This window comes from Roseovarius nitratireducens, from assembly GCF_002925845.1.
GTDB classification, from domain to species: Bacteria; Pseudomonadota; Alphaproteobacteria; order Rhodobacterales; family Rhodobacteraceae; genus Roseovarius; species Roseovarius nitratireducens.
Map to the genome: position 1 here is coordinate 17648 of NZ_PDNI01000037.1, position 17480 is coordinate 35127.

The window sequence follows — 17480 nt, forward strand, 5'->3', positions numbered from 1 at the left end:
TTCACGTCCCCTGTGATCGGTGGCGCGGTCTGAGATCATCCAGGATGGCGTAGAAGGCGGGCAGGACCAGCAGCACCAGCACGGTCGCGCTGAAAAGGCCGAATACTACCGAGATCACCAGTGGCTTGACCGTCTGCGCCTGCGTGCTGGTTTCCAGCAGCAGCGGCGCGAGCCCCATGAGCGTGGTCGAGACCGACACCACGATGGGCCGAAAGCGGTCGCGGCTGGCCAGCCCGGCGGCCTCGGTCGCCGGGGCTCCCTCGCCCATGCGGCGCTTGATCACCTGCACCAACAGAATGGCGTTGTTGACCACGATCCCGGCCAGCGACGCCGCCCCCATGATCGACGGCATCGAGATGTTGTAGCCCATCAGCATGTGGCCCAGAACCACGCCCACGAGCGCGAGCGGGATTGTCAGCATGACGATGACCGGCTCGACATAACTGCGGAACTGGAAGGACAGAACCACGTAGATGCCCACCAGCCCGATCAGGAAACCGCGTAGAATCGAACCCATGGTCTGGGCGGAATTGGCGTTCTGACCCTCGATGGTAACAGAGACACCGGGGAAATTGCCGGTCAGCTCGGGCAGGAACCCGGCGGTCACGTCGCTCACGATGGCGTCGGCATTGCCGATGCGCCCGTCCACATCCGCGGCGACCGTCACGGTCCGCCTGCCATCGACATGGGCGATGCTGCCCCAGCCGCGCGCCGCCTCGATCCGGGCCACGGTGGCAAGCGGCGTGCGTGAGCCGTCGGGCAGGCGGATCTCGAAGGCGGTCAAGTCCTCAAGCGTGCTGCGGTCGCGCAGCGCCTGTTCGATCTCGATCTCATGCGCGATGTCGCCGTCCTGGACGGTCATGACGATCCGGCCCAGAAACGCCGCACCGACTTGGTCGGCGATGTCGCGCCCAGTTAGCCCCAGGCCGGTGGCCCCTTCGGCCAGTGTCAGCCGCAACTCGGGGCGTCCGGGACGCAGGTTGTGCATGGCGTTGTAGACACCGGCATAGGTCTCAAGCTCGGCCACCAGCCGGTTTCCTGCCTGTTCGAGCGCCGAAAGGTCCGGCCCCGAGAGCCGGATTTCGACGGCGCGGCCCTGCGGGCCGATGCCCGGCTCGGTCAGGGTGATCGCGATCGCGCCGGGCACTGCGCCGATTTCCGCGCGCCAGGCGGCGATCAACTCGTCGAGGGTGGTCACGCGACGCTCGGCTCCCAGCAGGTCGGCGGATATGGTGGCGACATGCGGACCGGCCTCGCCTGCGGTAACGTTCCTGTTGAAGATGGTTTGCACGGTCTGCACCAGCGCTGCGCCGTCGGGCTGCAGCGGGGCGAGATGCTGGTTGACCCGCGCCAGAGCCGCCATGACGTGGTCCGCGATCTCTTCGGTTCTTTGAAGCGGTGTGCCCTGCGGCATCAGGATGCGGGCCTCAAGCACGTCGCCGTCAATATCGGGCAGCGCTTCGCGCTGGACATGCCCGCCGCGCAGCAGCCCGATCGTCACGATCATCGCGGCAAGCGTCAGGCCGGTCACGAGATAGCGCCACGTCACCGCCCCGTCGACGAGCGCGCCAAGCCCCCGGTCGCGCACCCGCCCGAAGCCGCGCTCGAACCCCGCGCGCAACCGCGATGGCGGGGTGTCGGTCGATTTCAGCCCGTGCGAGAGGTGATGCGGCAGGACCCAGAAGGCCTCGATCAGGCTCGCGGCGAGGGCAGCGATAAGGACCACGGGCAGCACCTCGAGCACGGCTCCGAGGTCTCCGGACAGGAATGACAGCGGCGCGAAGATCGCCACGGTCGTCGCGAAGGACGACAGCACCCCCGGCAGGACACGTTTCGTGCCCGCGATGGCAGCCTCGATCCGCGAGGCTCCCTTCGCGGACTCGTCCGAGATGGCATCCGAGATCACGATGGAATCGTCCATCACGATCCCGATGGCCATAAGCAGCGCCACAAGCGTGATCATGTTGAGCGAAAGCCCCGTCAGGGCCATCACGACAAAGGCCCCCAGAAAGGCGACCGGCAGCCCGAGCGCCGCCCAGATCGCGTAGCCGGGGCGAAAGAACAGGCTCATCACGCCCACAACGAGGATCAGGCCGATCACCCCGTTCTGAACCAGCATCACCAGACGGTCACGCACGATGCTGGTCATATCCTGCACAACCTCGATCCGGATCGTCGGTGGCAGGTGGTCGCGTTCTCCAGCAACAACCGCCTGCACCGCGTCAAAGACCCGCAAGGCATCCGCGCCGAGCGACTTCTCGACCTGCAGGAACACGGCGCGCTGCCCGTCGAGAAAGGCGCGCTCTTCCTCGGGGCTGTAGGTTTCCTCGATCGAGGCGATCTGGCCGAGGGTCAGTTCGGCCCCGTTGGGCCGCGACAGGACCACGATGCGCGCCAGCGCCTCGGGGCTGCGGCGTTCTTCAGCAAGTCTCAGGGCAATGTCCTGTGCGCCGGTTTCAAGACTGCCCAATGGGCGGTCGAGGCTTTGCGCGCTGATCCGGTCGGCGAGCTCGGATACGGTCAGCCCGTGCTGCAGCAGCACGGCGCGGGCCACCGTGATCCGGTATTGACGCTCGCCAAAACCGGTCATCGTTACCTCTGCCACGTCAGGCAGGGCGCCGAGCCGGTCCTGCAGGTCTGCAGCATAGAGTTCGAGCTGCGCGGGCGGCATGTCTCCGGCCACGGCAACCGAGGCCACCGCGTCGGAGCGGTGCAATTGCCGCACTGTGGCCGGATCGGCCTCGGCCGGGAAATCGTCAACGGCGGAAATCTCTGTGCGCAGATCGGTGACGAAACGACCCGCGTCTCCGATCGGTGCCATGGTGGCCACGGCGCGCGCCACGTTTTCCTGCGCGGTGCAGGTCAGCTCTTGCAGGTGTTCAACAGCGTCCACCGCGTCCCATATCCGGCGGCAGATCGCGTCTTCCACCTCGCTGGCCGTGGCCCCGCGATAGACCACGGAAATCTCGGCCTCGGTATCGCGGAAATCGGGAAAGGTCTCGCGCTTGAGGGTCGGGGCGGCCATGATCCCCGCCGCCGCGATCAGCACCAGAAGGAGATTGGCTGCGGTCGGATGGCGGACGAACCAGGCGATCATTCGGCTGGCTCCGCCGCGCGCACGCGCAGTCCCGGCAGCGCGGGCACAATATCGTCGAGGATGACTTCGTCACCGGCGTCGAGTCCTTCGGAGATCACGCTCTCGCCCGCCTGTGTCCAGGCCACGATCACGTCGCGCATCTCAAGCCGTCCCTCCGCGTCGCGCAGATAGACAGTATCGCCACCATGCACCGCCTGCGCCGGCAGGACGATCATCGGCGCGCCCTCCGGCCCGGTCAACGTCACCTCGACATACATGTTGGGGACCAGCGGAAGGCGCGCAGGCGGGTTCGCACCATCGTATGGCGCGTCCACTGCGATCACGGCGGGCACCGAGCGGGCCTGCGGGTCGAGGCCGTTCTCGACACGGATGAGCCGCCCGCGCCAGACCTGGTCTGGATCAGAGACGAGCCGCACCTCGGCGGTGATCCGGTCGAGTATCGCGTCGCGTTCGCGCGCGCCGAAGCGCACGCCATCGGTCGCGGCGGCCCCCATGAGGCGCGGAAAGCTGTCGAGCGACATCTGCGCCACGATCTCCGCCTGCGCGACGCCATCGGCGGTGATCAGTGGCAGGCCGGCGGTCACGAACTGGTGCTGCTCGACATGCACATCGCCCACCCGCAGGTCGAAGGGGGTCTCGATCCGGGTCATGCGCAGATCCCGTTCGGCGCGGGCCCGGGATGCGCGGGCGCGTGCGATCTGCGCGTCGAGGCGCGCGCGGCGCACCGGGATCAGTGCCAAGGTGTTCTCAAGCTCCTGCACCGTGCGGCGCAGCGCCAGCGTGGCGCGTGTCTGCTCGTCCAGCCGTGCCTGCGGGACCGTGCCCTGTTCAGCCAGTGTCTGCACGCGCGCCAGATCGGATTCGGCGAGCGCGAGGCGGTCCTGCTCGATCCCGAGGATCAGGCGGGTGTTCTCGGCCTCCTGCGCGATCTGCCGCCCTTCGGCCTCCAGCGCCGTCAGGTCCGCGTGCACCTCCGTCAGGGTCGTCTCGTAACGGGTCGGGTCGATCTCGAGCACGCGGGTACCCTCGGGTATCATGTTGCCGCTCTCAAGCTCGGGATGGCGATAGGTCACCGCGCCCGCGACCTCGGCCACCGCCTGCCAGCTTTGCGCCGCGTGCACGGTGCCATAGCCGCGCACCACGGGGGCAATTGGTCTGGCTTCGGCGCGGACCGTGCGAGCCACGGCCTCTCGCTCCCGCTGGTCGGTCTGCGCGGGCGGCGCGGCTGTCGAGACAAGCCAAACCGCGGCTGCGATCCCGATGGCAAGAGGGGGAAGAAGCCGCACCATGCGCCAGAACCTCATGAACTTTCGCCTTTTTCGTTGTTCCGCCGTTGCCTGAGTCATGGCGCGGCCATGGTAATAAGATGCTCGCGTGGACGCGCGACCATCGGAGCTTACAGAGGGCTAATCCATTTGTCTTTGCGACACCATAGTTGCAGCTACTCTGTATCGGCATTTGAATTACGAATTTGACAACGGTCAAGGACCGAACCATTCCTGACGCTTTTACTGATCCTAGTTGCCAAACGACCCGGACGTGGCAGGAGCAATGAGGCGCGGGGTCGCGAAGCAGATTTGCCGAGGGTGATACGCATTGCGTCCGCCTGGTCTGCAACTCGGATGTCAATTCGTGCAGGATGGAGGAAACGACGATGAGGATCGAGATCATGACAGGTGAGACTTGGTCATCGTGCGCAGATGTCTCTCCAAAATGAGGTGCAAACGATGAGGCTTGCTTGCGTGAGTGCGGAGGGGCGCGATGCCACGGATCACTTGTTGGCGGCGATCGTGGAGCGTTTGGGCAGTGAAGGGTTCCGGCTTGCCGGTGCGTTGCGCGCGGTTGGGCCGGGGGCCGGGGCGGGCCATTGCAACAGCGCGTTGCGGCTTTTGCCGGATGGTCCCGTCATCGACATCACGCAGAACCTGGGCACGGGATCAGCGGCGTGCCGGATGGATACCGGTGCGCTGGAGACGGCGGTGGCGGTCGCCACCGAGCAGCTGATGATGCAAGGGGCCGATCTCGTGGTGCTCAACAAGTTTGGACTCAGCGAGGCGGAGGGGCGTGGATTCCGGACGATGATCGCCGAGGCGCTCGGGCGCGACCTGCCGGTTCTGCTCGGCGTGTCCGATGTGCACCGGGAGGCCTTTAACCGGTTTGCGGGCGGCATGGCCGTCGCGCTGCCGGCGGACGAGGACGCTGTTCTCGCGTGGTGCCTTGGGGCGGTACCGAAGGCGGGCGGGACTAGCCATGTGGTGTGACACTGAGACTTCTCATGCCGACCGAGCGGGACCGCATGACGCCGGTCGCAGAGTGGCAAAGTTGGAAAGCAGCATCCGATGAGGCTCTGTTGCACAAATCCAGTGAGGGATTCATCTTGTGAATCCAGCGTGGTAGCTGGGCTGCATGAGCAGACCCACATCCCCGACCCACAAGACGAGGATCTGGCCCACCTACAATGAAGCGCTCAAGCGCCGTGGCTCGCTGACGATCTGGTTTGATCCTGAGATGAGATCGGATGCCGCGCCGACAGGTAAGCGTGGCCGATAGCAGGCCCTCTGGGCAACTCCCAGGCGATGGAGCGAAGCATGTCAGGATCCGAGCTACCCTTTGCGACTGCCGATCGAGCCATGATCAGATTTCGGCGTTTGAGGCGGATGCGCGTCAGTCTCTGTTTCGCCTGCGGCGAGCGCGGCAGTCTCGGGCGTCGAGGATCGCGCGAGCGGCTTTGACTGGAAGGCGACCTTGTCCACAGCAGCCACGGCAGGCGCGATCCGAAGCCTGACAAGGGCAAACAGGAGAAGGAACATGTGTGCTGTTCCGGTCACGGCAAAGAGCGAGGAGGCCCCGTGACCTGCCACGGGATTTTTCCTCCATTTGGAATTAGAGTCCGACCCACCGAAGGGACGGACCATGAAGCGAACGAGATACAGCGAAGAACAGATCATCGGCATCCTGGCCGAGCACGAGGCCGGCGCGAAGTGCGCGGACCTGTGCCGCAAGCACGGGATGTCGGAAGGCACCTTTTATGCGTGGAAGGCGAAGTTTGGCGGGATGACGGTTTCCGACGCCAAACGGCTGAAGGCGCTCGAGGATGAGAATGCAAAACTGAAGAAGCTTCTGGCCGAGCAGATGCTGGATGTGGCGGCGATGAAGGAACTGCTCTCAAAAAAATGGTAAGGCCCGCCGTGAAGCGCGAAGCCGTTGCGCATCTGCAGGCCAAGCTGGGTCTGTCGGAGCGGCGGGCCTGCCGCCTTGTCGGGGCGGATCGCAAGATGATCCGCTACCGGTCCAAACGACCGCCCGAGACGGAGCTGCGCCAACGGCTGCGGGATCTGGCGAATGAACGCCGCCGGTTTGGCTATCGGCGTCTGTTCGTGCTGTTGCGCCGCGATGGCGAACCGTCAGGGATCAACCGCATCTATCGGCTGTATCGAGAAGAAGGGCTCACGGTGCGCAAACGCCGCACCCGGCGCAAAGCCGTGGGAACTCGGGCGCCGATCCTGGTCGAGGCGTGGCCAAATGCGCGATGGTCGCTGGATTTCGTGCATGACCAGCTCGCCTGTGGCCGACGGTTCCGCATCCTGAACGTGGTCGACGATGTCACCCGGGAATGCATCGCAGCGATCCCGGACACGTCGATCTCCGGGCGCCGTGTCGCGCGGGAGCTGACGGCCCTGATCGAGCGGCGTGGAAAGCCCGCCATGATTGTCAGCGGCAACGGCACCGAACTGACCAGTAACGCGATCTTAACGTTTGCCACGGAGCGTAAGCTTGAATGGCATTACATCGCCCCCGGCAAGCCAATGCAGAACGGCTTTGTCGAGAGTTTCAACGGGCGGATGCGCGATGAGCTTTTGAACGAGACCATGTTCCGGAACATGGCACATGCCCGTGCCGTGATCCGAGACTGGGCAACTGACTTCAACGAAACAGGACCGCATTCGGCGCTTGGCTATCAGACACCCAAGGCATTCGCCAAACACTTCATCACCGCAACCGACAGCCGCGCTGCGCCATCTGAAAGCTACGCGCGGATGTCCGTTGCTCCACCTGCGCCAATCGGCGTATCAACCAAAAGGGGTCTGGTTCCGGGTGGATGAAAGTTCAGTGGCAGGTCAGTGGCGCTCCCGTGACGAACTTGTCCCATAGTGCTTCCTTCCATTCCTGCGAGAGGATCACACCATCAAAACGTGGGATTGAACACCTAACCATAGACTGGAATGAAGTTCATGGCAGGCATATACTAAACAGGAAAAAAGAGAAAGATTATATATGACCAAACAAAAGCGTGCTGCCACAAAGCGCCCCACGCTCGCGCAGGATCCGCATCGCGTTCGTGACCTCAAGGAGCGCAACCTTGAAACCGCGATTGGCCGCGAAGTGCGCGCGTTGCGCCAGCAAAAGGGCATGACAGTGGCTGATCTCGCGCAGGTGACCGGCGTATCACTGGGGATGCTGTCTAAGATCGAGAATGGTGTCACCTCGCCGTCATTGACCACGCTGCAAATTCTTGCGCATTCGCTTTCTACGCCGCTGACCACCTTTTTCCGCCGGTTCGAGGAACGTCGCGAGGCGATGCGCGTCAAGGCCGGCGAAGCCGTCGAGATTACCCGGGCTGGGACACGCGCGGGCCACCAATACAACCTTTTGGGCCATATCGGTGCGAATGCATCCGGCGTCACCGTCGAGCCCTATCTGATCACACTCAGCGAGCGGTCGGACGTCTTTCCCACCTTTCAGCATGATGGACTGGAATTTCTCTATTTCCTCGAAGGAACTGTCGATTACCGACATGGCGACAAGCTCTACCGGCTGGAACCCGGTGACAGCCTGTTTTTCGATGCGGACACGCCGCATGGTCCGGAGATCCTGATCGAGCTTCCGGCACGCTATCTGTCGATCATCTGCTACCCGCAAGGAAGTTAGAGAGAGACTCGCATACACTATAGGGAAAAATTGTTTCCTGATAGTTGAACGTGATTGGTTCTATGCTATGGTCTTTCAGATCATGACAGAGGAGACCGATTCATGTGTGGCATTGTGGGCTTGTTTTTAAAGGACAAGGGGCTTGAGCCGCAGCTCGGCGCGCTCCTGACCGACATGCTTGTTACCATGACCGATCGTGGCCCGGACAGCGCCGGAATCGCGATCTATCGTGGGGCACAGGCGGGCGAATGGCTGTATTGCGTGCAATCCGCGGCGCCGGTGCGTGATTTCGCTACGCTCGGCGCGGATCTCTCTAAAGAGATCGGCGCCAAGGTCCAAATCGAGATCAAGGATACCCATGCGGTGCTGGTCCTACCGTCTGAGAAGGCGAAAGAGGCTCGCGCGGCACTGGAGCGGATCAATGCCGATTTGCGTATCATGAGCTCGGGAGAAAGCATCGAGATCTTCAAGGAGGTAGGCCTGCCCGCCGATGTGGCCGAGCGCTTCAACGTCGCGTCGATGTCTGGCAGCCATGGGATCGGACACACACGCATGGCCACAGAATCGGCGATCACCACGCTGGGCGCGCATCCGTTTTCCACCGGGGCCGATCAATGCCTCGTGCATAACGGGTCGCTGTCCAACCACAACAGTCTGCGACGACGCTTGATCCGCGAAGGGTTGAGCTTCGAGACGCAGAACGATACCGAGGTGGCCGCAGCCTATCTGTCGTGGAAGATGGCGCAAGGCAGCGATCTGGGTGCCGCACTCAAGGCATCTCTAGATGATCTCGACGGGTTCTATACCTTTGTTGTCGGCACCAAGGACGGCTTTGGCGTGATCCGCGATCCGATCGCATGCAAGCCTGCGGTTATGGCCGAAACCGACCAATATGTCGCCTTCGGCTCGGAATACCGCGCCATGGTTAACCTGCCCGGCATCGAAACCGCCCGGGTCTGGGAGCCGGAACCCTCAACCGCCTATTTCTGGAAACATTGACACATGCAAAGCCTTGATCTGCAAGCTGAGAGCTTGCGCGACCTCAACGCGCGGCTGCACGCCCAGTCCGAAAAGACGAATGAACGCGATTGGGAAATCCTCAACCCCAAGGGAAGCCACGCGCTCGCCGTGGGGCTCGATGCGCCGATCGACGTGATCGTGCGCGGCTCGACCGGGTATTACACCGCTGGAATGAACAAGCAGGCGACCGTGGTTGTCGCCGGCAATGCCGGCCCGGGCGTCGCCGAGAACATGATGTCGGGTACCGTCATGATCGAAGGCGATGCCAGTCAGTATGCCGGGGCCACCGGGCGGGGCGGAACCCTTGTGATCAAGGGCAATGCCGCGTCACGCTGCGGAATTTCGATGAAGGGAATCGATATCATCGTGCACGGCAATATCGGACATATGTCGGCCTTCATGGGACAATCCGGCAATCTGGTTGTCTGTGGCGATGCCGGCGACTCACTGGGTGACAGTCTCTATGAGGCGCGACTCTTCGTGCGCGGCTCGGTCAAGAGCCTCGGGGCAGATTGCGTCGAGAAAGAGATGCGCCGCGAACATATCGAGTTGCTGCGCGATCTTCTGGTGCGGGGTGAATGCGATGCCGACCCGTCCGAATTCAAGCGCTACGGCTCTGCCAGAAAGCTCTATAACTTCAACGTCGACAATGCGTCGGCCTATTGAGGCATGTCAGATATGAACGACCAATCACCCAAGATACCACAAACCCTGCCGCGCCAGTCGGCCACCTTTACCAACGAGATCAACTCCGAAATCCGCCGCGCGGCAGCGACGGGGATTTACGACATTCGCGGTGGCGGGGCCAAGCGCCGGGTGCCGCATTTCGACGATCTGCTGTTTCTCGGCGCATCGATCAGCCGCTATCCGCTCGAAGGCTATCGCGAGAAATGCACCACCACTGTCACGCTTGGCACCCGGTTCGCGAAAAAGCCGATTGAGCTGGATATTCCGGTGACCATTGCGGGCATGTCCTTTGGAGCGCTATCCGGCCCCGCGAAAGAAGCGCTGGGGCGGGGTGCCACGCTGGCCGGAACCTCGACCACCACCGGCGATGGCGGCATGACCGAGGAAGAGCGCGGCCACTCTAAAACGCTCGTTTATCAGGTTCTTCCATCGCGGTATGGCATGAACCCCGATGATTTGCGCCGGGCCGACGCGATCGAGGTCGTGATCGGTCAAGGCGCCAAGCCGGGCGGCGGCGGCATGCTCTTGGGGCAAAAGATCACAGATCGTGTTGCAGAAATGCGCACATTACCCAAGGGAATCGATCAGCGCTCGTCCTGTCGGCATCCCGATTGGACCGGGCCTGACGATCTTGAGATCAAGATCCTTGAGTTGCGTGAGATCACCGGTTGGGAAAAGCCGATCTATGTCAAGATTGGAGGCACGCGGCCCTATTACGACACCACGCTTGCGGTCAAGGCGGGGGCGGATGTGGTCGTGCTCGACGGGATGCAGGGCGGCACGGCGGCGACGCAGGATGTGTTCATCGAACATGTCGGCCTGCCGACGCTGGCCTGTATCCGCCCGGCCGTTCAGGCGCTTCAGGACATGGGCCTGCACCGCGAGGTGCAACTGGTGATCTCGGGCGGCATCCGCACTGGGGCGGATGTGGCCAAGGCGATGGCGCTGGGTGCCGATGCCGTGGCCATCGGCACCGCGGCGATGGTCGCCATCGGCGACAACGACCCCCGATGGGAGGCAGAGTATCAGAAGCTGGGCACAACAGCCGGGGCCTATGACGATTGGCACGAGGGGCGCGACCCGGCCGGGATCACCACGCAGGACCCGGACCTGTCCGCGCGGCTCGATCCGGTGGCGGCGGGACGGCGGCTGCGCAACTATCTCACCGTGCTCACGCTCGAGGCGCAGACCATCGCGCGGGCCTGTGGCCATAACAGCCTGCACAATCTGGAGCCCGAGGATCTCTGTGCCCTGACGATGGAGGCTGCGGCCATGGCACGCGTGCCGCTGGCAGGCACCACCTGGATCCCCGGGCAAGGGGGCCTCTGAGCCGGAAACCGACAAAGACTGACAATAGGGAAATGCGACACGATGACAAAAGATCTCGAAAAATATGCCGCCGATCAGGGGATCAAGTATTTCATGGTCTCCTATACGGACCTCTTTGGCGCGCAGCGCGCCAAGATGGTTCCGGCGCAGGCGATCGCCGACATGCAACAGGACGGGGCGGGCTTTGCCGGGTTCGCGACATGGCTCGACGTGACCCCGGCGCATCCCGACATGCTGGCCCTGCCCGATCCCGAGGCGGTGATCCGTCTTCCGTGGAAGCCAGAGGTGGCATGGGTCCCGGCCAATTGCATGATGAACGACGCGCCCCTTGAACAGGCACCGCGCAATGTGCTGTTGCGCCAGATCGAGGCGGCGGCCGAACAGGGGCTGTCGGTCAAGACCGGGGTCGAGGCGGAATTCTTCCTGCTCGATCCCAACGGGCTTGAGATTGCCGACAATCTGGATACGGCAGAGAAGCCTTGCTACGATCAACAGGCGATCATGCGACGCTATGACGTGATCGCGGAAATCAGCGATTACATGATCGAACTGGGCTGGGGCCCGTATCAAAGCGACCATGAGGACGCGAATGGCCAGTTTGAGATGAACTGGGGCTTTGACGACGCGCTGGCCACGGCGGACAAGCATTCCTTCTTCAAATTCATGGTGAAATCCGTCGCCGAAAAGCACGGGTTGCGCGCCACCTTCATGCCCAAGCCGATCAAGGGGCTGACCGGCAATGGCTGTCACGCCCATATCTCGGTCTGGGACAAGGACGGCAAGAAAAACCTCTTCACCGACGGCACCCATGATCTTGGCATGTCCGATATAGGCTGGCATTTCATCGGCGGTATGATGAAACACGCCTCGGCGCTGGCCGCGATCACGAATCCGACAGTCAACAGTTACAAGCGCATCAATGCACCGCGCACCACCTCGGGTGCCACATGGGCCCCAAACACGGTGACATGGACCGGCAACAACCGGACCCACATGATCCGGGTGCCGGGGGCGGGGCGCTTTGAATTGCGTTTGCCCGACGGCGCGGCGAACCCTTATCTGATGCAGGCAGTGATCATCGCTGCGGGCGTGTCCGGCATCTCCTCCAAGGCCACGCCCGGCAAGCGGCTCGATATCGACATGTATCAGGATGGCCATACTGTCAAGAACGCGCCGCGGCTGCCGCTCAACCTGTTGGACGCCTTGCGGTACTTCGACAAGGACAAGGTGCTGAAATCGGCCCTGGGCGAGGAATTTTCCGCCGCCTTCGTAAAGCTCAAACGCCGGGAGTGGGACTCGTTCGTCTCGCATTTCTCACGGTGGGAGCGTGACAACACGCTCGACATTTAAGCTCTTTTCCCCGCGCCCCTTTTGGGGCGCGAAACTTTGCTTGCGGTCGCAAAAGTCGAACGCCTGTGCTGTTCCCAAACCGTTAAGAAAAAGCTCGCTCAGGGGCTGCGGAAGGCGCGAGCACTGCCAATCAAAATTTCATAAAAATAAAAAATATTGCCTGAAAAGAATTTATTGGTACCCTGCGAATCACGTTCCCAGAAGCGGAACAAAATCAGGGAGGAGAAAATGGCTCAGGATATGGAGAGCCGGATCGAAAAGACGTATCGGGGCGATGTGCTGTTCGCCTCGATGTTCGTCGCGGTCCTTTGGCTCGTGATCTTGTTCGTTTTGTGGAGTATCGGCGGCCTGGTCGGGGGCGGGATGATCCGTACCGTTCTGATCGGGGCGGCGGGCATGGTCTTGTTGTTCAACACCGCCGCAATCGCCGCCATGGTGCGGCACTACGCGCATGACAAGGATGCGATCTATCGCATTGATCTGATGCATTACGACGAAATGCAGGCCGCGAAGCACGGGAAGGGGTGAGAGATGAGCAAACGCTATGACCCCCCGAAACAAAGCGGCATCGGACAGTTCTTCGATGCGGTTTTTCTTCTCGCGCTCGTTTACTTCGTTCTGTTCATCCCACTGATTTTTGGCCTGACCGGTGCAAACAGCACCAACGTGATGCCCGAGACCGTAAACTGGGAAACCCTCGGTCAGAACGAAACCATGCAGGCCCAATGGGAAAAGTTAGGGTACACCCCCGAAACAGCTGCGGAGATGATCACGCAACGGTTCGATTACTCCATCGACCCGCTGATGCTGATCATCACGGCGGTGATCATTCTGGGATATTTCGTGTTTCTCGTGAAAGTCTCCGACAAGGAGCTGCGCGAGGTGATCCGCGAGAGATTTGACACCTAAGGGCTGGAGAACGACACAATGTGGATATTACTGGAATACATCGCCTGGGGCCTCTCCGCCGCGATGCTTTTGTGGATTGTCGCCGACGCGGTCCGCGTCAATCGGGAATTCGATGAAGAGACGCTTCTGTCCTCCAAGGAGGGCGTGGACGAATTGCTGGAACATGGCGCAGTGAACGGAAATGCGGAGGACCGGTCATGAGCGATCAAACCGCAAGTCAAACCGGTGCAGGGAGCGGTCAGGAGCGGATCGGCCTCTTGCGCGTGCTTGGCCCGGCGCATGTCTGGGCGCTCGGCGTGGGGATCGTCCTTGTGGGCGAGTTCATGGGCTGGAACTTTTCCGTGGGCAAGGGCGGCGCCTATGGCGCGCTGATCGCCTGCTGGGTCATCGGCCTTCTGTATACCTGTGTCGCCATGATCGATTCGGAGGTGACATCGACGGTCGCGGCGGCGGGCGGGCAGTACGCCCAGGCCAAGCACATCATGGGTCCGCTCATGGCGTTCAATGTGGGCCTTTACCTCGTGATGGCCTATACCATGCTCGAGGCCGCCGACGCGCTGATCGTGGGCGACCTTCTGATGATCCTCGCCGAGCAGACGGGCTATGACGCGCTTGATCCGAAACCCTTCGTGGTGCTGGTGATCTCGTTTCTCGCCTTTCTGAATTATCGTGGCGTGTTCATGACCCTGTCGCTCAACTTCATCATCACGGCAGCGGCGTTCGTCTCGATCGTGATCCTGTTCGTCGGGGTGCAGCCGTGGAACCCGGGCGCGATCCTGAAACATTCCGAGCTGTTGACGGACCTGCCCTATGGCTGGATCGGCGTCATCGCATCGTTCCAGTTCGGGATCTGGTATTACCTCGGGATCGAAGGAACGTGTCAGGCCGCAGAAGAGGTGCGCTCGCCGTCACGCTCGCTGCCGCTTGGCACGATGACGGGGATCATTACCCTTCTGATCGCGGCGACGCTGACATGGTATGTCTGCACCGGTCTTATCCCGTGGGAATACCTTGGCCAGGCGACGGTGCCGCTTTATGATGCCGCGCGCATGACCGGGTCGACCGTATTGCAGGTCTTCCTCTTCGTCGGCACCCTCTTTGCCGCCACCGCCTCGGCGAATGGCTGCATCAACGATGCCAGCCGGGCCTGGTTCTCGATGGGGCGCGACCGGTATATGCCGCAATGGTTCGGGGCAGTGCATCCGCGCTACCGCACCCCCTTCCGGTCGATCATCTTCCTCATCCCGATCGCGGTGTCCTTCGCCTTTACCGGGCTTCTGGATCAGGTGATCACCTTCTCGATCCTGTCGGGGCTGTTGGGGTATACTTTCATGCCGATCAACATGATCCTGTTCCGACGCAAATGGCCGCTGGGGTCGATCAAGCGGGGCTACGTGCATCCGTTCCACCCGATGCCGGCGATCGTGCTGATGATCCTGTGCATCACCACGTTCTTCGCGACCTATCTCGGCTTTGGCCTCCAGCTTCTGGCGATGATGGCCTTCTACGTCGTGGTGTCGATATGGTTCGTAAAGCATCGTTACAAATATGTCCGCCGCGCGGATCAGTTCACCATGAACTGGCCCAAGCCGGTTGGCTATTGATCAGGAGGATCGGATCATGATGGACAGAATTCTCTGTGCCATAGACGGATCGAAGGCTGCGGTGCGCGCCGTGGACTTCGCGGTCGCCCTCGCGGCAAAGATCGGCTGTGACCTGCGATTTGTCACCGTGACAACGGTGACACCAACGACTGCGGCGGATAGCCCGTTTTGGGATACGCGGCTGTTTGATGCCGGTGAGGCCCTGATCGCCAAGGAGCTGTCAGATGCCATGACCGCAGCTCAGAAAGGCGGGATTGCAAATGTCACCAGCGCCACCATCGCTGGCCGCGACATTGCCGAAGCGATTCTTGGCTATGCCACCGAGCAGGGCTTTGATCACATCGTGATGGGGTCGACCGGGCACACCGCCTTCGGGCGGTTGCTGACCGGGTCGGTGGTGGATGACGTGCTCAGACACCCGCATCCGCCGGTCACGATCATATGACAACGGGCGCGGCGGTGGCACTGGCGGTGGCCGGCACCGCCGCGCTTGGCTGGCTCTATCGCCGCGACCACAGCGAGGCCTGTGCGCGGCGAGACGGCTTTTTCGACGTGGCACGCTATGCCTTCGAAACTCCCGAAATCATGACCACACGCGGCGACTACCCGGTGTTGCGCGGCACCCGAGAGGGATATCGCACGGAATTGCGCGCCCTTGCCGACACGATCCAGCTACGCAAATTGCCGGTTCTGTGGCTTCTGGTAACAATCCACCGCCCGCTGCGGCTTCGCTCGCATTTTGACATGATGATGCGCCCCGACAATTCCGAATATTACTCCGCGCATGGCCGCATGCCCGAACGCGTTTCCACCCCACCGAACTGGCCGCAAGAGGCAGTGCTGCGCTGCGACGACCCGGCCGAGGCCAGGGCACGGGTGATCCCGGCCCTCGCCCCCCACCTGGCGCAGTTCACCGGGGATAGCCGCGGCAAGGAGATATTTCTCAGCCCCAAGGGTCTGCGCCTTGTCTATCGGATGGACGAAGGTCAGCGCGGTCATTACCTTCTCACCCGCCTGCCCTTTTTCAACTGCACGGAACTCCCGCGCGTGATGGCTGAGGATCTGCTTGATCTGGGGCACCGCATCGCCCGGAGCCTTGAGGACACAGAATGACAGACCACCCCACCCAATTCGATCGCCCGCCATACGATCCCCGTCTGGTTCTGGCCGTTTCCAGCATCCTGACAGGCATGGGGCAGGTCTTGAACGGCGAGGCGCATCGCGGGCTCATGTTCGCGTTCACCGCCTTGTCCCTCGCTTGGGTGAGCTACAATCTGACGACACCCGAGCACAGTTTTCTCGGGCGCTATGCTGGCGGCTTCATGATCCACGCCATCGCGCTTATGGACGCCTACAAGGGGGCACGCATCCGCCGCGCTCGGTGGGACCACGCACGCAAGCAAGATCACCAGCGAGACATGACGGATCAGAAATAGAAAATCTTGTTTGGGACGTCATCAAGACGGTGGTGCTGAACCGGTTTGCTACGATATTCCTTGCGGCGGTCTAGGTACTCTTGCACACGACTGGCAACACCTATCGCGCTGCGCGGCTTAGCGATACTTCGACGGCGGCTGGCCGTATTCCGCGCGGTAGGCGCGCGAGAAATGCGAGGAACTGGCAAAGCCGGTGGCGAGCGCGACCTCGGTCAGCGAGAACGCCGAATTGCGCAACAGGTTGCGCGCCTTGTCGAGCCGCAGGCGGCGGTAATAGCCATGGGTGGTCTGGCCCAGATGCTGCCGGAACAACCGGTTGAGTTGTCGCGGGGAGAGCCGGGCAATCTGCGCCAAATGCGGCAGGCTGAGCGGATCGGCGATATTGCCTTCCATCGCCTCGACTGCGTCGAGGATCGCCGCGCTTTGCGTGCCGACACGCTCCACCAAGCCGGAGCGTTGCGGGCCGGTCGGCGGACGGATCTCGGTATGCATGAACCAGTCGCTGACCTCGCGGGCGAAGGCGCGACCGTGATGCGCAGCGATCAGCGCGTGCATCATGTCCATCGGCGCGGTGCCGCCCGCGCAGGTCATCCGGTCGCGGTCGATGACATAGAGCGTGCGTTCGATGCGCAGGTCCGGCGCGACCTCGGCCAGGGCGGCGGCATATTCCCAATGCACGGTCATCCGCCTGCCACCCATCAGCCCGGCGCGCGCCAGGATGATCGGCCCGCCCGAGACACCACCCAGCACCATGCCCGCCCGCGCCTGACGCGACAGCCACGGGGTCAGGGCGCGCGCCGGATAGGTCGCCGGATCGCCCCCCGCCACGAGAAAGAGATGATCGAGATGCAGATCGTCAGCGAGCCCAGCCTCGGGCATGACCTGCGCTGCGCCGGAACTGCACACCGGGTCGCAGGTCGGGGCGATATGGATCACCTCGTAGAGCGTGCGCCCGGCCAGCAGGTTGGCGGCGCGCAGCGGCTCGACCGTGGCGGCGTGCGACATCAGCGCGAATCCGGGGATTGGCAGGATGCCGATTCGATGCGGGTCGGGGGCTTGTCTGGATGGTTTGTCCATATTTGTCATTTAAATGACTGTACAAGGCAAGTATAGCCCCCA

The 17480-nt window shown here is 62.4% G+C and carries 18 protein-coding genes and 1 pseudogene; 15 read left to right on the top strand and 4 right to left on the bottom strand.

Features of this window, described 5'->3' with window-relative positions:
* Nucleotide 1 precedes the first annotated feature (1 nt).
* Together CRJ03_RS07865 and CRJ03_RS07870 are read right to left on the bottom strand one after the other, a co-directional pair.
* The gene (locus CRJ03_RS07865; protein ID WP_104018356.1) at nucleotides 2–3097 is read right to left on the bottom strand and encodes an efflux RND transporter permease subunit; all 3096 of its coding nucleotides are present in this window, start codon (nucleotides 3095–3097) and stop codon (nucleotides 2–4) included.
* On the bottom strand, nucleotides 3094–4401 hold the full coding sequence (locus CRJ03_RS07870) for an efflux RND transporter periplasmic adaptor subunit (protein WP_104018357.1): 1308 nt from the start codon (nucleotides 4399–4401) through the stop codon (nucleotides 3094–3096). Before CRJ03_RS07870 ends, CRJ03_RS07865 begins: the two co-directional genes overlap by 4 nt.
* Before the next feature lie 423 nt (nucleotides 4402–4824).
* Between CRJ03_RS07870 and CRJ03_RS07875 the strand changes: the two genes are divergently transcribed.
* Nucleotides 4825–5358 (top strand): DUF2478 domain-containing protein, encoded by a 534-nt coding sequence (locus tag CRJ03_RS07875; protein ID WP_104018358.1) that lies wholly within the window; start codon nucleotides 4825–4827, stop codon nucleotides 5356–5358.
* A 145-nt stretch (nucleotides 5359–5503) separates the two neighbouring features.
* Nucleotides 5504–5644: pseudogene (locus CRJ03_RS07880) on the top strand (IS5/IS1182 family transposase); the annotation flags it as partial.
* Between the two features lie 56 nt (nucleotides 5645–5700).
* Here the strand turns inward: CRJ03_RS07880 and CRJ03_RS07885 are convergent.
* Nucleotides 5701–5907: a hypothetical protein gene (locus CRJ03_RS07885; RefSeq protein ID WP_206018333.1), complete on the bottom strand. Its 207-nt coding sequence runs from the start codon at nucleotides 5905–5907 to the stop codon at nucleotides 5701–5703.
* A gap of 103 nt (nucleotides 5908–6010) precedes the next feature.
* On the opposite strand from CRJ03_RS07885, the gene CRJ03_RS07890 reads away from it, so the two are divergent.
* From CRJ03_RS07890 to CRJ03_RS07950, 13 genes are all read left to right on the top strand, one after another.
* Nucleotides 6011–7200, top strand: a protein-coding gene (locus CRJ03_RS07890; RefSeq protein WP_104018359.1) for an IS3 family transposase whose coding sequence is annotated in 2 segments (ribosomal slippage) — nucleotides 6011–6272 and nucleotides 6272–7200 — 1191 coding nt in all. Because the reading frame shifts where the segments join, the coding sequence is not laid out codon by codon here.
* Nucleotides 7201–7372: 172 nt separating this feature from the next.
* Entirely contained in the window at nucleotides 7373–8026 is a 654-nt protein-coding gene (locus CRJ03_RS07895) for a helix-turn-helix domain-containing protein (protein ID WP_104018360.1), read from the top strand.
* A 102-nt stretch (nucleotides 8027–8128) separates the two neighbouring features.
* The gene (locus CRJ03_RS07900; protein ID WP_104018361.1) at nucleotides 8129–9025 is read left to right on the top strand and encodes a class II glutamine amidotransferase; all 897 of its coding nucleotides are present in this window, start codon (nucleotides 8129–8131) and stop codon (nucleotides 9023–9025) included.
* A gap of 3 nt (nucleotides 9026–9028) precedes the next feature.
* On the top strand, nucleotides 9029–9712 hold the full coding sequence (locus CRJ03_RS07905) for a GXGXG domain-containing protein (protein WP_104018362.1): 684 nt from the start codon (nucleotides 9029–9031) through the stop codon (nucleotides 9710–9712).
* 12 nt (nucleotides 9713–9724) lie between these two features.
* Nucleotides 9725–11062 carry an FMN-binding glutamate synthase family protein gene (locus tag CRJ03_RS07910; protein ID WP_104018363.1) on the top strand — a complete coding sequence of 446 codons (1338 nt, stop codon included), beginning with the start codon at nucleotides 9725–9727 and terminating at the stop codon, nucleotides 11060–11062.
* A gap of 42 nt (nucleotides 11063–11104) precedes the next feature.
* Nucleotides 11105–12412, top strand: coding sequence for a type III glutamate--ammonia ligase (gene glnT, locus CRJ03_RS07915; RefSeq protein WP_104018364.1), 1308 nt, complete (start codon nucleotides 11105–11107; stop codon nucleotides 12410–12412).
* A gap of 228 nt (nucleotides 12413–12640) precedes the next feature.
* Nucleotides 12641–12940, top strand: a complete 300-nt coding sequence (locus tag CRJ03_RS07920; protein WP_240611604.1) for a hypothetical protein — start codon at nucleotides 12641–12643, stop codon at nucleotides 12938–12940.
* Nucleotides 12941–12943: 3 nt separating this feature from the next.
* On the top strand, nucleotides 12944–13321 hold the full coding sequence (locus tag CRJ03_RS07925; protein WP_104018366.1) for a hypothetical protein: 378 nt from the start codon (nucleotides 12944–12946) through the stop codon (nucleotides 13319–13321).
* An 18-nt stretch (nucleotides 13322–13339) separates the two neighbouring features.
* Nucleotides 13340–13522: a hypothetical protein gene (locus CRJ03_RS07930; RefSeq protein ID WP_104018367.1), complete on the top strand. Its 183-nt coding sequence runs from the start codon at nucleotides 13340–13342 to the stop codon at nucleotides 13520–13522.
* On the top strand, nucleotides 13519–14925 hold the full coding sequence (locus CRJ03_RS07935) for an APC family permease (RefSeq protein WP_104018368.1): 1407 nt from the start codon (nucleotides 13519–13521) through the stop codon (nucleotides 14923–14925). Before CRJ03_RS07930 ends, CRJ03_RS07935 begins: the two co-directional genes overlap by 4 nt.
* Nucleotides 14926–14995: 70 nt before the next feature.
* Nucleotides 14996–15370, top strand: coding sequence for a universal stress protein (locus CRJ03_RS07940; RefSeq protein WP_240611605.1), 375 nt, complete (start codon nucleotides 14996–14998; stop codon nucleotides 15368–15370).
* Entirely contained in the window at nucleotides 15367–16038 is a 672-nt protein-coding gene (locus CRJ03_RS07945) for a hypothetical protein (RefSeq protein ID WP_104018370.1), read from the top strand. Before CRJ03_RS07940 ends, CRJ03_RS07945 begins: the two co-directional genes overlap by 4 nt.
* Nucleotides 16035–16361 carry a hypothetical protein gene (locus CRJ03_RS07950; protein ID WP_104018371.1) on the top strand — a complete coding sequence of 109 codons (327 nt, stop codon included), beginning with the start codon at nucleotides 16035–16037 and terminating at the stop codon, nucleotides 16359–16361. Before CRJ03_RS07945 ends, CRJ03_RS07950 begins: the two co-directional genes overlap by 4 nt.
* A 117-nt stretch (nucleotides 16362–16478) precedes the next feature.
* Here the strand turns inward: CRJ03_RS07950 and CRJ03_RS07955 are convergent, their stop codons facing one another.
* Nucleotides 16479–17438, bottom strand: coding sequence for a GlxA family transcriptional regulator (locus CRJ03_RS07955; RefSeq protein ID WP_240611606.1), 960 nt, complete (start codon nucleotides 17436–17438; stop codon nucleotides 16479–16481).
* Nucleotides 17439–17480: the final 42 nt, after the last annotated feature.

Coding starts and splice junctions, on each gene's coding strand:
- CRJ03_RS07865 (WP_104018356.1), bottom strand. CDS start 3,097: ATGATCGCCTGGTTCGTCCGCCATCCGACCGCAGCCAATCTCCTTCTG.
- CRJ03_RS07870 (WP_104018357.1), bottom strand. CDS start 4,401: ATGAGGTTCTGGCGCATGGTGCGGCTTCTTCCCCCTCTTGCCATCGGG.
- CRJ03_RS07875 (WP_104018358.1), top strand. CDS start 4,825: ATGAGGCTTGCTTGCGTGAGTGCGGAGGGGCGCGATGCCACGGATCAC.
- CRJ03_RS07885 (WP_206018333.1), bottom strand. CDS start 5,907: ATGTTCCTTCTCCTGTTTGCCCTTGTCAGGCTTCGGATCGCGCCTGCC.
- CRJ03_RS07895 (WP_104018360.1), top strand. CDS start 7,373: ATGACCAAACAAAAGCGTGCTGCCACAAAGCGCCCCACGCTCGCGCAG.
- CRJ03_RS07900 (WP_104018361.1), top strand. CDS start 8,129: ATGTGTGGCATTGTGGGCTTGTTTTTAAAGGACAAGGGGCTTGAGCCG.
- CRJ03_RS07905 (WP_104018362.1), top strand. CDS start 9,029: ATGCAAAGCCTTGATCTGCAAGCTGAGAGCTTGCGCGACCTCAACGCG.
- CRJ03_RS07910 (WP_104018363.1), top strand. CDS start 9,725: ATGAACGACCAATCACCCAAGATACCACAAACCCTGCCGCGCCAGTCG.
- glnT (WP_104018364.1), top strand. CDS start 11,105: ATGACAAAAGATCTCGAAAAATATGCCGCCGATCAGGGGATCAAGTAT.
- CRJ03_RS07920 (WP_240611604.1), top strand. CDS start 12,641: ATGGCTCAGGATATGGAGAGCCGGATCGAAAAGACGTATCGGGGCGAT.
- CRJ03_RS07925 (WP_104018366.1), top strand. CDS start 12,944: ATGAGCAAACGCTATGACCCCCCGAAACAAAGCGGCATCGGACAGTTC.
- CRJ03_RS07930 (WP_104018367.1), top strand. CDS start 13,340: ATGTGGATATTACTGGAATACATCGCCTGGGGCCTCTCCGCCGCGATG.
- CRJ03_RS07935 (WP_104018368.1), top strand. CDS start 13,519: ATGAGCGATCAAACCGCAAGTCAAACCGGTGCAGGGAGCGGTCAGGAG.
- CRJ03_RS07945 (WP_104018370.1), top strand. CDS start 15,367: ATGACAACGGGCGCGGCGGTGGCACTGGCGGTGGCCGGCACCGCCGCG.
- CRJ03_RS07950 (WP_104018371.1), top strand. CDS start 16,035: ATGACAGACCACCCCACCCAATTCGATCGCCCGCCATACGATCCCCGT.
- CRJ03_RS07955 (WP_240611606.1), bottom strand. CDS start 17,438: ATGGACAAACCATCCAGACAAGCCCCCGACCCGCATCGAATCGGCATC.